Origin of the sequence: Rhodococcus sp. KBW08 (genome assembly GCF_003852455.1) — a bacterium.
In the GTDB taxonomy this organism is placed as follows: domain Bacteria; phylum Actinomycetota; class Actinomycetes; order Mycobacteriales; family Mycobacteriaceae; genus Rhodococcus_F; species Rhodococcus_F baikonurensis.
The window spans coordinates 196704-211923 of the sequence record NZ_QAJJ01000007.1 but is presented as its reverse complement, the minus strand read 5'-3'; the positions used below and the strand labels follow the sequence as shown (position 1 = coordinate 211923).

The window sequence follows — 15220 nt, the reverse complement described above, 5'->3', positions numbered from 1 at the left end:
CTGGCACGAGGTGGGGCAGCCGGAGAAGGCGATCATCGTCGGTCGTCAGAAGGCGTATCAGGGAATGCATGTTGCGGGAACGGCTCTGGCGGGTATTCCGGTGAACCGTGAGGGTTACGGCGAGCTGATGGCGGATGCGGCGACGGTCGGTTGGGATGATGCGAAGAGTCTGCTCGAGTTGATCGAGCGGGTCGGTGCGAACAAGATCGCGGCGTTCTTCGCGGAGCCGATCATCGGTGCGGGTGGGGTGTATCTTCCGCCGGAGGGGTACCTGGCGGAGGTGCGTGACATCTGCCGCGAGCACGACATTCTGTTTGTCGTCGACGAGGTGGTGACCGGTTTCGGTCGTATCGGCGGCGAGTGGTTCGCGTCCACTCGTTTCGATTTGCAGCCTGACATGATGACCACGGCAAAGGGTTTGACGTCGGGTTATGTTCCGATGGGTGCGGTGTTCATCGCGCCGCGGGTGGCGGAGCCGTTCTATGCGGGTTCGTGGTGGCGTCATGGTTACACGTACGGCGGGCATGCCGGTGCTGCTGCGGCGGCGATGGCGAACCTCGACATTGTCGAGCGTGAGAATTTGCTTGGGGAGTCGAAGCGTCTGGAGGCGTCGTTGCATAGGCATCTGCAGCCGTTGGCGGAGCATCCGCGGGTGGCGGAGGTTCGTAGTGGGCTCGGTGCGGTCGCTGCGGTGCAGTTGGTTGATCCGGCGGAGGCGTTGCCGTTTGTGAAGACGTTGCGTGAGCACGGTATTTCGGGGCGTGCTGCGGGTCAGGGTGCGATGCAGATTTCGCCGACGTTCGTGATGACCGATGATCAGGTCGCGGAGATGGCAGCAGGGATCCTCGCAGCCCTCGGTTAGGTACCTCGTTTTCCGTTGACAGACATCGTGTTACGGAATCATTAAGCCGACGAAAATGTTGGGGCCCGTCCTATCGTGGTCCCAATTTTCGTCGAAACTGTCTCCAGCACTGACGATGACCCCTGCCCGCATCATCTGTCACCATTGTTGCCAATCTCGGTGAGCGGGTTCTGGCAGATTGTCATCACGTCCAAATCTTGGTGCTGTATTAGCGTTTCACTCCAGACACGGTGTTTGTGAGCTGGGGCACAAAGCATTTCGAACACCTTCCTCCTTCGCGAAAGGTCTCGTCATGCCGATCTGGACGTTGCACGGAGATGGAAAGAACATCGGGCCCGGTGAAGTGGTTGCTCCCGGCGAGCGACTCAGTTGGGCGAGAACCATCGGGTTGGGTGGTCAACATGTCGTGTCGATGTTCGGCGCGACGTTCGTGTTCCCGATCATCATGGGCCTCAATCCTCAACTTGCCGTGATGATGTCGGGATTTTGTACGCTCTTCTTCCTCCTGGTGGTCAAGGGGCACGTCCCCAGTTACCTCGGTACGTCCGCGGCCTTTGTCGGCGGTGTCGCCGCTATTCGTGCCCAGGGCGGAACGACGGCGGAAGTGACCGGTGCGATTCTGGTGTCGGGGTTGGTTCTGGGATTCGTCGGTATCGCCATCCACTTTCTCGGCGGTGGCGTTATCAGTAAAGCGCTACCGCCGGTGGTCACCGGCGCAGTGGTGATGTTGATCGGTTTCAACCTGGCGCCGGTTGTCGCGGGGCTGTACTGGCCGCAGGACCAGTGGGTGGCACTGATCGTGATGGTGGCACTGATCGTGATGAGCGTTGCGCTACGCGGTTTCCTGGGACGTATCGCCATTCTGGTCGCGCTGGTTTTCGGTTACATCTTCTCGTGGGTCCTGGACCGGGTCTCCGGTCCGATCACGTCCGCCAGTGGTAGTGGCGCACCCACCGAGCACTTTCGTGTCAACTGGGATTCGGTGCACTCGGCGTCCTGGTTCGGCCTGCCGCCGTTCTCGGACGAAGCCAACGGAATCGTCGGTATTCACGCTCCCTCGTTCAGTCTCACGTTCATCGTCCTGGTCCTTCCCGGTGTCATCGCACTGGTCGCGGAAAACGCCGGCCACGTCAAGGCAGTCGCAGAGATCACGGGCGACGATCTCGACCCGTACATCGGACGCGCAATTGCCGGTGACGGTTTTGCCACCGCCATCGCCAGCGCAGTAGGCGGCTCCCCCACGACGACACACGCCGAGAACATCGGTGTCATGGCAGCGACCCGGGTGTACTCGACCGCCGCGTACGTGATTGCCGGTTTCATCGCGATCCTGCTCGGCTTCTCGCCCAAGTTCGGAGCAGTCATGGCAGCGACGCCCGGCGGCGTTCTCGGCGGAATTCTTGTGGTTCTGTTCGGCATGATCGGTCTGCTCGGCGCCAAGATCTGGAAAGAGAACGGTGTCGACTTCGGGAATCCGCTGAATCTGATGCCGATCGCTGCCGGCCTGATCATCGGTATCGGCGATACAGCTCTGAAGTTCAGTGACACCTTCTCGCTCGGAGGCATCGCGCTCGGCACCATCGTCGTGATCGTGATGTACCACTTCTGCCAGCTCGTAGGGTCCTGGAACCCCGAACTGAACCGGCCCACGTCCGGCCGACGGCCGAGCACGACCCCGGGGGCGAATGCGTCAGATGACGAACAGGAAGAGCCCGTGGCGCAGCTCACGTGATGCCAAGTTGAATGTATGCCAGGTATGACCCGTGACCGTTGTCACATCTGCACAAAACGTGAAGTGACTCATAGAGGCAGGATTGAGTAATGAAACCGTCGCCGCTGACTTATCACCGACCGTCCTCGGTCGAGGACGCGTGCCGAATCCTCTCCGAGGTCTCTCACGAGGGGAAGGTGCTCGCCGGCGGGCAGTCGCTTGTGCCGCTGCTGTCCATGCGCCTCGCCGCCCCCGCCCACATCGTCGACATCGGATCGATCCCGAACCTCGCTTCGGTGACCTCGTCCGAAGACACAGGAGTGCGGTTCCAGGCCTTGGCCACGCACTCGGTGCTGGCGGCTGACGAAGGTGCTCGTCGAGTTCAGCCGCTACTGAACCGTGCTCTGCAGTTGGTAGCGCACCCCACGATCCGTAACCGCGGGACGAGCGTCGGCTCCATCGTCCACGCCGACCCGTCGGCGGAGATGCCGGCAGTCCTGACACTGCTCGGGGGCAGCGTGACCGTCCAGTCGGTGCGTGGCACCCGCGAGATCGCGTCGACGGATCTCTTCGCCGGTCCTCTCGAGTCGAGCCTGGAATCGGACGAGATCGCGGTGTCGGTGTCGGTGCCGGCCGCCGAGCCCGGCGTGGGAACCGCCATCGACGAGATCGCGCGTCGTCACGGTGACTACGCACTGGTCGGCGTCGTTGCGCGTATTCGCGTGGTCGACGGTCTGGTGGCCGAAGCACACATGACGTACGTGTCCGCCGGAGAGTTGGGTCAGGTCGTGGACTACACGGACGTGCTGGCGGGGGCGTCGGCGACGGATCAGCGAGACCCGCGATGGCGCACTCTCGGAGAATGCGCCCGCGCGCAGATAGATACCGAGGCAGACATTCACGGGACGGCGGCGTACCGCTCGCAATTGGTGTCCGCGCTCACGGCGCGGGTCGGCTTCGCGGCAGCAACGGACGCCCTCAGTGAGAACGCAGTACTGGCAGGAAAGTGGTGACTATGTCCAAAAACGATCGCTCCATCGATGATCAACTTGCCGAGTTGGCAGCAGATACCGGTGAACACCATGTGGCCGTGACGTTCACGCTCAACGAGGTGACGAGCACCGTCGTTCTTCCCTCCCGCACTCTGGCTTCGGATGCCATTCGTCACCACCTCCGTAAGACGGGCACGCACGTCGGTTGTGAACACGGCGTGTGTGGTGCGTGCACCGTGCTGCTCGACGGAAAGCCGGTGCGATCGTGCCTCGTCCTCGCCGCCAGCCTCGAAGGTCGATCGATCACCACCGTCGAAGGCCTCGTCGAGCCGGACGGTACTTTGCATCCGGTTCAGCAGGCCTTCAAGGATTGTCACGGCTTGCAATGCGGATTCTGCACACCGGGATTCGTGACGACCATCGCGGCGTTTCTCGAGGAGAACCCGAATCCCACGCGTGAGGAAGCAACGGACGCGATAGCCGGAAACCTCTGCCGTTGTACGGGATACCAGAACATCAGGGCGTCGGTTCTGCGCGCAGCCGAGATCAAGCGTGAACGAGCCGGGCAGTTCCCGCTCGGAATCGACGACGCGTCCACTCGGGAGGCGTTGGATCGCAAGGTGCGGGGAACGACGAATCCCGTCGGAGGACGGGCGGGTAAAGCATGAGTACTCCGGTCAAACCAGCAAAGCGCAACGGGGCGAAGCACCCCGCTACCGATCATTCGACGGCCGATCATTCGGTTGCCGACGACGGCAAGTTCTTCGGCAAACCGATTCCGCGTGAAGAAGATACGCGTCTGCTCAGCGGTCAGGGGAGGTATCTCGACGATCTGGGCCACAACGCACTGATCGCGGCATTCGTCAGGTCGCCGCATGCACATGCGCGAATCATCGACATCGACATCGATCAGGCGCTGGAAGTGCCTGGCGTACATGCCATCTACACCTACGAAGATCTCCTGGCCGACACTCCGGAAATGGCAGAAAACCTGCCACTGCTCATTCCGCATCCGGGAATCATCGCTCCGCGCAACGGGTATCCCCTCGCCAAGGACGAGGTGAAGCACGTCGGAGAAGCTATCGCGATGGTCGTCGCCGACAACCGGTACATCGCCGAGGATGCGTGCGCGAAGATCGACGTCACCTACGAGGCGTTGAAGCCGGTAGTGGGGATCGACGTCGCTCGCACCGCCGCCAACGCCGTCCACGCCGACGTTCCGGACAACGTCGCCGCTCACCTGCAGCACGGGTTCGGAGATCTCGATGCCGAACTGGCCGCCGCGCCACACCGACTGACGTTGGATCTCGAAATCGAGCGTTCGGCTTCCATGCCGATGGAGGGCAAGGGTGTCTACGCACGCTGGGACGGCGACGAGAACACCCTCACGTTCTGGACCTCCACCCAGACGTCCACCTCCGCCCGCGCCGCCATTGCCGCGCGACTGGGTATGGCACTGAACAAGGTTCACTGCATCGCTCCCGACGTCGGCGGTGGATTCGGTGTCAAGATCGTTCACCCGTGGCCCGAAGAAGTGATGATCACGTGGGCCGCTCGACGCCTCGGCCAGGCCGGCATCTCCTGTGAGGTGAAGTGGGTCGAGGATCGCCGAGAGCACTTCATCTCCAGTGCGCACGAGCGTGGGCAGATCCAGAAGGTCGACATCGGATTCGACGACGACGGCCGTCTGTTGGCCTTCGACTTCACGTTCTGGCACGACAACGGCGCCTACCTGCCGTACGGGATCATCGTCATGATCAACACCGCGACGCAGGTTCTCGGGCCGTACAAGCCGAAGTCGTTCCGGGTCAACGCCTATTCGCTGTACACCAACACGGTCATCGTGACCCCGTACCGCGGTGCCGGACGTCCGCAGGCCGTCTTCGCGATGGAGCGATCCATGGACGCCATCGCCAAGTACTTGAACAAGGACAAGATCGCGGTGCGGGAGGCGAACTTCATTCGCCCCGAGGACATGCCGTACGACTTCGGCCTGATGTTCCAGGACGGACGCCCGTTGATCTACGACACGGGTGACTACCAGGCAGGCATCGACAAGCTCAAGAAGCTCATCGACTGGGACGGATTTCCCGAGTACCAGAGGAAGGCTCGCGCCGAAGGTCGGTCGGTCGGCATCGGTATCGGTGCGTACGTCGAGGGAACCGGACCCGGACCCTACGAAGGCGCGCACGTAGTGGTCGAGACGTCCGGAAAGGTCAAGGCCGCAACAGGCTTGACGACGCAGGGCCAAGGCCACCAGACCGCGTTCGCCCAGATCGTTGCGGACGACCTCGGAGTCAAGGTCTCCGACGTCGAGATCGTCACCGGTGACACCCGCCGGTTCGGTTATGCCGTCGGCACTTTCGCCTCGCGTGGTGCGGTCATGTCTGGTTCGGCCTTCCATGTCGCGGCGCAGATGGTCGCGGAGAAGGCGAAGAAGATCGCGTCCGGAATCCTGGATCTGCCGGAAACCGACCTGGAACTCCGGGAAGGCCACGTGTGCAAGATCGGCACCGAGGCCGGCGTGGAGGGTACATCCGTTCCGCTGAGTGTTGTTGCCGTGCTGTCGAACCCGCTACGATATGCATTCGACCGTGAGTCGAAGCTGGCTACCGGTTTCGCCAAGACCGACACGGACATGTCGAAGCCGCCGATTCCCGAGGGTGAGCAGCCCGGTCTGGAAGCCACCGGCTACTACTCGCCGCCCAGTTCCACCTTCGCTTCGGGAGTGCACGCGGCGATCGTCGAAACCGATCCCGTGACAGCCGAGATCACGGTCCGTCGTTACGTCGTCATCCACGACTGCGGAAACGTGATCAACCCCCGCATCGTCGAAGGCCAGGTCATGGGCGCCGTCGCGCAGGGTATCGGCGGCGCACTCTACGAGCGGATCGTCTACGACGAGCACGGCCAGATGCTCAACGCGTCGTACATGGACTTCCTGATGCCGTTCGTCACCGAGATGCCGGATTCGCTCGAGATGGATCACACCGTCACGCCGTCGGGACTCAACCCACTCGGAATGAAGGGCGCCGGTGAAGCCGGTGTGATCCCGACCAGCGCCGTCATCGCGGCCGCCATCGAGGACGCCGAAGGAATCTCGATCACGTCCATGCCCATTTCACCGTCCGAACTGTTCGAACTTCGACTCGCACATGCGGGTTCGTCATCAGAGGAGAATGCATGAGAATCGCCGGCACCGCGCAGCTGACGGCACCTCGCGAAGAGGTCTACGACAAGCTCCAGGACGGTCGTGTACTGGCCGCGACCATTCCCGGTGTGCAGTCGCTCGAGCAGCTCACGGACAATCACTACAAGCTCTCCATCATGGCGGGAGTCGCGTCGATCAAGGGCGTGTACGACGGCGAGGTTGTTCTGTCGCAACAGAATCGGCCGAATTCGTTTGTCATGACGGCTTCGGGGGCTGGTGCTCCCGGCACAGTGAAGGCGGACGTCACGGTCACCTTGACGGAGAACGAGGGTGGCACGCTGCTTTCGTACGACGCCGACGCCGTGGTCGGCGGGATGGTCGGCGGCGTCGGGCAGCGCATGATCACCGGTGTCGCCAAGAAAATGGCGGGGGTGTTCTTCAAGAGCATCGACGGCGTCATTGCCAACGGAATCCCCGAGAAGGTCACTGCCGCCGTGGCGGCGGCCGTACCGGCAGTTGCGGTCGAGGGGGCGCCGGTAGTTTCCGGCGCCGTCACGGCGCCAGCGGTTCTTCCGGCCGGTGTGCCGGCAGCGGGCGGCACCGATGCTCGCACGGTGATAGTCAGCGCCGTCGTCGGTGCGGCGATTGCTTTGTCAGGTGTTGCTATAGGCGGATTCCTGGCCCGTTCTGGGTGTCGCGAGTAGTTCACCGGAGTGTCAGCAGCTGTTTCACGATGAGGGAAACGCCCCGAACCGACCAGGTTCGGGGCGTTTTTCACGTCCGCGTAACCCACATGGGCGCCGGCGAAGATCCGCTCGTGATCGTGCGCCGAACCTTGGTCCCCCGATTCGGCGAATTGTGACAAAGAATCCGCTCTTCCGAACCTGTGGAATAGCACTACACGTCAGGTACGAGCCACTTACCGGCTAGGCCACAACCGTCGATCGGTACCAGACGAGACGAGCCAAAGATCCCAGGAGGAAGCGTGGAACCCAGGAAGATTCGGGTCGGTATCGATACCGGCGGAACGTTCACCGACATCGTGGCAGTGGACGACGAAACCGGCGCCATCGTCACCACCAAAACCCCGTCCACCCCGGCGGACCCCGCCGAGGGCTTTCTCGCCGGAATCGAGAAGGTACTCGCCAAGCTCGGTGAGAGTGGCGACTCGATCGGCGCGGTCAGCCATGGCACGACGGTTGCGACCAACAAGCTGCTCGAAGGCAAGGTCGAGAATCTCGGCTTCATCACCACCGAGGGCTACGAGCACGTTCTCGAAATCGCTCGTCAGTCGGTGCCGGACGGCTACGGCAACTCGTACTTCTGGGTCAAGCCCGAACGCATCGTCCCCGCCGATCGCGTACGCACCGTCGGTGGACGCCTTTCCTTCGACGGCAGCGAGATTCGTCCGCTCGACGAAGAGAGCGTCCGCAGCGCAGCGCAGTTCTTCAAGGACCGTGGCATCCGGACCATCGGCGTCTGCCTGATGCACTCGTACGCCGATCCGACGCACGAGGAGCGCGTACGCGACATCCTCTTCGAAGTCTTCCCCGATGCGACGGTGAGCATCTCGAGCCAGGTGCTGCGTGAGTACCGCGAGTACGAGCGGTCCATCACCACACTCGTGGACGCCGCGGTCAAGCCGAACATCCGCAACTACGTGAACAACATCGCGAATCGCCTGCGTGAGTTCTCGACCACCGACGGCGAACCCCGCGACATTCCGTTCTATGTCATGAAGTCCAACGGCGGTGTTCTCTCGGCCAAAGAGGTTGTTCACCAGCCTATTACGACAGTACTTTCGGGACCGGCTGCCGGTGCTCTCGGTGCCGCGCTGATCGCCGATGCGGCCGGCGTCGAGCAGGTATTGACCTGTGACGGCGGTGGAACATCGACGGACGTCACCGTCGTGGTTCGGGGCGAGCCCGCGCTGACCACCGAAGGACGAGTGGGCAACTACCCGTCGAAGATCCCGATGATCGACGTCGTGACCGTCGGTGCCGGCGGTGGCTCGATCGCGTGGATGACGCCGGAACACACCCTCCGAGTCGGCCCTCAGTCGGCAGGCGCCGATCCCGGCCCGTTGTGCTACGGCAAGGGCGGCAGCGAACCGACCATCACCGACGCGCACGTCCTGCTCGGACGCATCCCACCCCACCTGCTCGGTGGCGAGATCCCTCTCGACACAGAACTGGCACGCAAGGGTCTCGAAGAGCTTGCAACACAGCTCAGTCTGGGCTTCGAGGAGTGTGCGGTCGGCGTCCTCGAGGTCTCGGCGTGGAACCAGGCCAACGCCCTGCGTCAGATCACGGTCAAGCGTGGCCTCGACGTTCGTGACTTCACCCTCGTGACGTTCGGCGGCTCCGGCTCCCTGCTCGCCTGCCGTCTCGTCGACATCCTGGGACTGAAAGACGTTCTTGTCCCGCTCAATCCGGGTAACGTCTCCGCATTCGGTCTGCTGACGGTCGATGTCCGCAACGACTACGTCCAGACGCATGTGAGTCGTCACGACCGGTTGAAGGCAGAAGACTTGCAGAGCCAGTTCGACGCGTTGGCCGGCGAAGCCGAGATCGCGCTCGCCGAAGAAGGATTCGACGAGACGCAGCGCAAGTACTCCCGTACTGCGGATCTGCGGTACCTCGGTCAGGCCTTCGAGGTTCGCGTCCCGGTGGCGGAAGGTACCGTCACGGCGCAGATCATGGACGACGCGGCCGAGGCGTTCCACCAGGCGCACCGCGAGCTGTACGGCTACGACTTCCGGGGAGACCCGTCGCAGCACGTCGAGTGGGTCAACCTGCGCGTGAGTGGCATCGGCCCGATCAAGCGTCCGACGCTCAAGGAGATCCCCGCCGGCACCGGCGCCGACTCGGCTCGAACCGGTTCGCGTCAATCGTATTTCGACAGCTGGGTCGAAACGGCTACCTACGACCGCACGCTGCTCGGTGCGGGTGACGTCATCGAAGGACCGGCCGTGATCGAGGAGTTCAGCTCGACTGTCCCGATCCATCCCGGATTCTCGGCACGTATCGACACCTTCGGGAACATTCGTATCTCGAAGTCTTCCGACTCGAACGGAGTGAAGTGATGACCGCCATTCTCGATGCTGCTGCTGCCACCGCGGCCAAGCCGTACCGACTCACCGCTACCGACGGCGCGTCACCTGATCCGATTCTGGTCGAGATCGTCGCCGGTTACCTCGCCAGCGTGGAAATGGAGGTCGAGACCTCCATTTCGCGCACCTCGCGCTCACCGATGATCCGTGACGCTCACGACTTCCGCGCGGGTATTCACGACCGGAACCTCCGCAAGCTCACGGGCCGTTCGTATTCCGCGCTGGTCCATCCGATCGCCCGGGACTTCCCGCTCGAGACGATGAAGCCGGGAGACGTGTACTTCCACAACGACGTCTACCTGTCCGAAGGTGGCATCGGCCATCTCCCCGACCTGTGCGTCACGGTGCCTGTCTTCGCCCGCGTCACTCCCGATGCCGAGCCGAAAGTTGTTGCGTTCGTTCAGGCATTCGGTCACCACGACGACATCGGCGGTTGCTGCCCCGGCTCCATGCCGTCCGGTGCCACCACGGTGTACGAAGAGGGACTGATGGTTCCGCCGATCAAACTGTGGGACCAGGGAGTTCCCAACGAGGCCGCGCTGCGCATCATGACGCGTAACTCCCGCATGCCGGATGCACTCGCCGCTGACCTCGACGCCGAGTGCTCGGCGTGCCTGATGGGTGCGCGTCGACTCACCGAACTCTTCGAGCGATACGGAGTCGACACCGTCGAGTCGTGCTTCGACGCGATGATGGACGCGACCACCGAGACGTACCGCCGCGAAATCCTCAGCAAGATCCCGGTCGGTGAGTACACGTGGGAGGACTACGCCGAGCACGACGGCGTCGACGAGCCGATGCTCCACATCCAGCGCATCACGCTCACGAAGACGCGGCCGGAGGACGAGGGCGGCGAGCGACTCATCCTGGACTTCAACGGAACCGGACCGCAGGCGAAGGGTCCGATCAACCACTGCGGTGACTACGCGGACGGAAACTTCCTCATCAAGTGGTTGGCTCCGATTCTGCGTAACCTCGCGGACACCCCGGAGCGTATGGCCGAACTGGATGTCAACGAGGGCGTCGTACCGCTGATCGAGATGAAGTTCCCCGAGAAGGGAACATTGATCACCCCGATCTTCCCTGCCCCCACCAACGCTCGCACGTTTGTCATCCTCCGCCTGCTCGGTGTGCTGGCCGGCGTCGTCGCCAAGGCTGTGGACGGCAACATGCCCGCCGATCAGGAGACCATCAGGTACACCGGTGTGTACGGCGAGGACTTCGAGGGTCACTCGTACCTCATGCGTGAGGTGCTCGGCGGCGGTTCCGGCGGACGCTACTACGCCGACGGTGAGGACACGATTCACGTCGTTCCCGACTCACGGAACCTGCCGACCGAATTCACCGAGAGCCGTTTCCCCTTCATCGTCGAGAAGCTGGGTCTGGCCATGGATTCCGGCGGAGCCGGACGCTACCGCGGCGGCCTGGGATACGAGAAGCACATCCGCATGCTCAAGGATGCGCACTTCATGTCCATCGCGGACCGTTCGATCCTCGCCTGCTGGGGAGTCAAGGGCGGCAAGGCCGGTCGGCCGTTCTCCGTCGTCCTGGATCCGGGTGGACCGAACGAGCGTGAGTTCGACGCACTGACCGATGCCGAGCCGATCAAGGCCGGCGAGGTCGTACGGATTCGTACCACCGGTGGCGGCGGTTGGGGAGATCCACTGGAGCGCCCGATCGAAGAGGTGTTGCGAGACATTCAGTGGCGCAAGGTTTCCGTCGAAGGTGCACGCGACGACTACGGTGTAGTCGTGATCGACGGTGACGAGCCGTCCGTCGACGAGGCTGCTACCACGGAGCTGCGGGATCAGTTGCGCTCGGAGCGCGGCGAGAACGAACCCTTCTTCGATCGGGGTCCGGGCTACGCGCAGCTTTCCGGTGGCGCCACCTCAGCGGTCTACGACTACGTCTAGGACGGAAAACTCTCATGGAGAACGGAATTGCTCGCGGCGCCGACATCGCGGTGATCGGCGCCGCGGGTAAGACCGGTGAGGCCGTCGTCGCTGCACTGCCGCCGAGCGTGACAGTGCGGCGACTGGTGCGAAAGGCACGAGTCGAGGGCGACTACGAGGTAGAACTCGAAACGGGTAGTGGGTTGCGCAAGGCACTTGCGGGGTGCAGAGGGGTGTACTTCATCGCCCCGAACGTCCATCCCGACGAGCCCGCACTGCTTCGCAATGCGCTGACGGCAGCGGCGTCGGCGGGAGTGGAACATTTTGTCTATCATTCCGTGGCGTGGCCGTTCAGCCCGTCCATGCCACATCACCTGGACAAAGCCAGGTGTGAGGACGAACTGCATCGTTCGCCCTTGAAATGGACTGTGCTGCAGCCGTGTGCGTACGCGCAGAATTTCGAAGCGGTACTCACGGGTCGATCCGACACCATCGTCCTGCCGTACAGCGCGGACACGAAGTTCTCGTTCGTGAGTTTGTCAGATGTGGCGGCCGTGGCCGCGGTTGTTCTGAGCGAGGGCCCGGGCGAGCATCACGGAGCGACGTACGAAGTGGGCGGCCCGGAATCGCTCAGTGTCATGGAGGTGGCACAGATGGTGGAAAAGCAGACGTCACGTACCGTCGCGATAGATCAGATCAGCGTGGATCGGTGGCGCGAACAGATCGGCACTGGTCTGGACGTCAACGCCAGTTCACGATTGGCTGCGATGTTCGAGTTCTACAATCACCACGACTTCCTTGCGGGCAGTGCTGCCGTCGAACTGCTTTTGGGTCGCCGACCGATGGGCGTCGAGAGCCTGATTCGGTGACGCTTGCTACGCGATGCCTCCTGCCGCCCAGACCACCAGCGGTGGCAGGGCGGCGAGGATCAGGCAGACCGTTCCGTTGAGCCACTTGTGCTCCACCGTGACGGCGGCGAACTCGCGCAAGGTCGCGCTCGGCAGGTAGTACCGAGCGGTGTGGGAACCGATGACTTCCGCATCCAGATCGAGGCTCCGGGCAAACGTCGCGGTTCGCAGTATGTGGAAGTTGCTGGTGACCAGAACCATTCGAGGCTTCGTGGTGTTGGCACGGAGAAGGTCCCTGGTGTACTCGAGGTTCTCGAGCGTGGTGGTCGAGCGGTCCTCGAGCATCACGTTCTCACGCGGTATCCCGTGATCGACGAGGTAGACGCACATTGCCTCGGCCTCGCTGACCACCTCGTCCGATCCCTTCCCGCCGCTGACGACCAACAACGGCGAACGTCCCTCGGCCACCTCGGCGCGAAAGACGTCCGCTGCCTTGTCCAGACGGCTGGCCAGCAGGGGCGTCACGTCGGCACCCGAGAGTCCGGCGCCGTGCACCACTATCGCGTCCATCCCGGGCTGGTACTTCTGGCGTCCGTAGACGTAGGAGTAGAGCAGAAAGCTCGTGAACAGAAACCCCAGGTACGACGCGACCAGACTGAACGATCCGAGAACGACTGCGAGCCAGTACCTCTGCGTCAGCAACGCAGATGCGAGCAACACGTAGGGAACGAGCAGTCCGAGACCCGCGACGAGTGAGAGCAGATTCGCGACGCTGAATCCCTCGCGTCGCAGCATCGTGACCCCGTTGACGATCAGGAATCCCGCGAGCAGGAGCACCAGCAACGGTGAGAGCAGAGCGATCGTCGCGATGACAAACGACGGAACCTCGGTCCCCGGCGCACCCGACTGCAGCATCCACAGACCGGTGAAGATCAGTCCGAGAAGTAGATAGACGCCGTTGCTCAGCCTCCGCCGATCCTGCCTGAACCGGTAGCCGCAGAATCCGAGCAGCGCGAGGCCGATGAGGAGAAGGATCACGGAGCCAGCCTAAGCGAGGCGCCCACTACACGGGCGCCACCACCTTCGACTGCTGGATCGCGGACAGAACCCTGGTACGACACTCGATGAACAGTGGGTCCGCCTTGGTGGTCAGTTGGTCCCGAGCACCGATCAACGGAACGTCGACGATGTCCTGCATCAACGCCGGCGTACCGCCGAGGACGACCACTCGATCGGACAGGTACACCGATTCGTCGACGTCGTGGGTGACGAGGAGGACGGTGATGCCAAGATCACGTTGAAGCGTCAGCAGCAGGTCCTCGAGTTCCGCGCGGGTCTGGGCGTCGACCGAGGCAAAGGGTTCGTCCATGAGTAGTACCTGCGGCCGATAGGCGAGGGCGCGGGCGATCGCTACCCGCTGCTGCATTCCGCCGGACAACTGCCAGGGGTAGGAACGCGCAGCTCCTTCCAGACCGACGACGGCGAGCGCCTCGGTTACCCTCTCGTTCTGAACCTTGCGTGCCAGGCCGTTGCCCCGCAGCGGCAGGCGAACGTTCTCGCCCACTCGAAGCCAGGGCATCAGTGTGCGTCCGTAATCCTGTGACACGAGCGCAAGAGTGGCGGGCGGAGCGTCGATCGCGATCCCGGCGATGCGGACCTCACCCGTGGTCGGCTTCTGCAAACCGGCGATGCACCGAATCAGGGTGCTTTTGCCGATACCGGAATGTCCGACGATGCAGACGATTTCTCCGGGGGCGACCGAGAGATCGATCCCGCGAAGCACTTCGCGGCCGGTAGGTCCGCCGTAGGTCACCCCGAGGCCGTTCAGTTCGACTGCGGGGGTGGATGCCGCAGATTCTGTGGATGACATCAGTTTCCTTTCACTGCGAGTGCGCCGTGGGTCCGAGGCTGCCATCTGAGCAACCATCGTTCGATCACGCCATAGCCGACGTTGAGCACGTACCCGATGATTCCGAGCAGGAGGATTCCGGACCACATGTCTGCGATGGCAAAGGTCTGTTGCGCGACGATCACGAAGTGGCCGATTCCTGCAGTGGAGACGTACATTTCGCTGCCGACCATGATGACGACGCCGATCGCGAGACTGGTACGGATGCCGACCGTTATCTGAGGCATCGCTCCGGGGAGGAGTACCTGCGTGACCAGCAGGGGCGTTCGGATGCGATAGCTGCGCGCCACCAAGCGGATACTCGGGTCGATGGAGCGAATGCCGTCGAGGGTGTTGAGGAGTATCGGCCAGACCGCGCCGAAAGCGATGGCGGCGACGTTGCCCGAGGAACCAGTACCGAAGACGATGAACAGGGCCGGCAGGACAGCGAGTGCGGGTATGGCGCGGAAGAACTGGAGGAACGGATCAGCGATCTCGGCAGCCAGTGGGAACAGAGCAAGAAGCAGACCCGCCCCGATGCCGAGCACCAGCGCCACGGTGAGGCCGAAGGCAAGATTGGTCAGGCTGGGTACGACATCTCGAGTAAAGCCTGCACCGAACCAGTTGTCCACAAATGCTTTCCAGATTCGTGACAACGGCGGAAAGTACGGCGACTTACTCGACGCGGATCCGAAGTACCACACGACGACGATCAAGATCGGCAGCCACAACTCCCACGCGAGGAGTCGAATCCCGGACATCAT

At 62.8% G+C, this 15220-nt stretch carries 12 protein-coding genes; 9 read left to right on the top strand and 3 right to left on the bottom strand.

Annotated features, from left to right (window positions below; all coding sequences use genetic code 11):
- The 9 genes from DBV08_RS09605 to DBV08_RS09565 form a co-directional block, all read left to right on the top strand.
- Window positions 1–862, top strand: an 862-nt coding sequence (locus tag DBV08_RS09605) for an aminotransferase class III-fold pyridoxal phosphate-dependent enzyme (protein ID WP_148090784.1), incomplete at its 5' end; no start/stop codon positions are given.
- A gap of 292 nt (window positions 863–1154) precedes the next feature.
- A complete protein-coding gene (locus DBV08_RS09600; protein WP_095971641.1) occupies window positions 1155–2594 on the top strand; it encodes a uracil-xanthine permease family protein in 1440 nt (479 codons plus the stop codon).
- Window positions 2595–2683: 89 nt separating this feature from the next.
- Complete coding sequence (locus DBV08_RS09595) at window positions 2684–3586, top strand: xanthine dehydrogenase family protein subunit M (protein ID WP_095971642.1); 903 nt, start codon at window positions 2684–2686, stop codon at window positions 3584–3586.
- Window positions 3587–3588: 2 nt separating this feature from the next.
- Window positions 3589–4233: a (2Fe-2S)-binding protein gene (locus DBV08_RS09590; RefSeq protein WP_029256750.1), complete on the top strand. Its 645-nt coding sequence runs from the start codon at window positions 3589–3591 to the stop codon at window positions 4231–4233.
- Window positions 4230–6752 (top strand): aerobic carbon-monoxide dehydrogenase large subunit, encoded by a 2523-nt coding sequence (gene cutA / locus DBV08_RS09585; protein ID WP_095971643.1) that lies wholly within the window; start codon window positions 4230–4232, stop codon window positions 6750–6752. The genes DBV08_RS09590 and cutA overlap by 4 nt, the downstream gene beginning before the upstream one ends.
- Complete coding sequence (locus DBV08_RS09580; protein ID WP_124567292.1) at window positions 6749–7420, top strand: carbon monoxide dehydrogenase subunit G; 672 nt, start codon at window positions 6749–6751, stop codon at window positions 7418–7420. Before cutA ends, DBV08_RS09580 begins: the two co-directional genes overlap by 4 nt.
- 281 nt (window positions 7421–7701) lie before the next feature.
- On the top strand, window positions 7702–9801 hold the full coding sequence (locus DBV08_RS09575; RefSeq protein WP_124567291.1) for a hydantoinase/oxoprolinase family protein: 2100 nt from the start codon (window positions 7702–7704) through the stop codon (window positions 9799–9801).
- The gene (locus DBV08_RS09570; protein WP_124567290.1) at window positions 9801–11741 is read left to right on the top strand and encodes a hydantoinase B/oxoprolinase family protein; all 1941 of its coding nucleotides are present in this window, start codon (window positions 9801–9803) and stop codon (window positions 11739–11741) included. The genes DBV08_RS09575 and DBV08_RS09570 overlap by 1 nt, the downstream gene beginning before the upstream one ends.
- Before the next feature lie 14 nt (window positions 11742–11755).
- Window positions 11756–12589 (top strand): NmrA family NAD(P)-binding protein, encoded by an 834-nt coding sequence (locus tag DBV08_RS09565; RefSeq protein ID WP_124567289.1) that lies wholly within the window; start codon window positions 11756–11758, stop codon window positions 12587–12589.
- A gap of 6 nt (window positions 12590–12595) precedes the next feature.
- On the opposite strand, the gene DBV08_RS09560 is transcribed toward DBV08_RS09565, so the two are convergent.
- Genes DBV08_RS09560 through DBV08_RS09550 form a run of 3 tightly spaced genes read right to left on the bottom strand, consistent with a single transcriptional unit; the run spans window position 12596 to window position 15220 of the window.
- On the bottom strand, window positions 12596–13606 hold the full coding sequence (locus DBV08_RS09560; protein WP_095971648.1) for a YdcF family protein: 1011 nt from the start codon (window positions 13604–13606) through the stop codon (window positions 12596–12598).
- Window positions 13607–13631: 25 nt separating this feature from the next.
- Window positions 13632–14438 (bottom strand): ABC transporter ATP-binding protein, encoded by an 807-nt coding sequence (locus DBV08_RS09555; RefSeq protein WP_124567288.1) that lies wholly within the window; start codon window positions 14436–14438, stop codon window positions 13632–13634.
- On the bottom strand, window positions 14438–15220 hold the full coding sequence (locus DBV08_RS09550; protein WP_260395442.1) for an ABC transporter permease: 783 nt from the start codon (window positions 15218–15220) through the stop codon (window positions 14438–14440). The genes DBV08_RS09555 and DBV08_RS09550 overlap by 1 nt, the downstream gene beginning before the upstream one ends.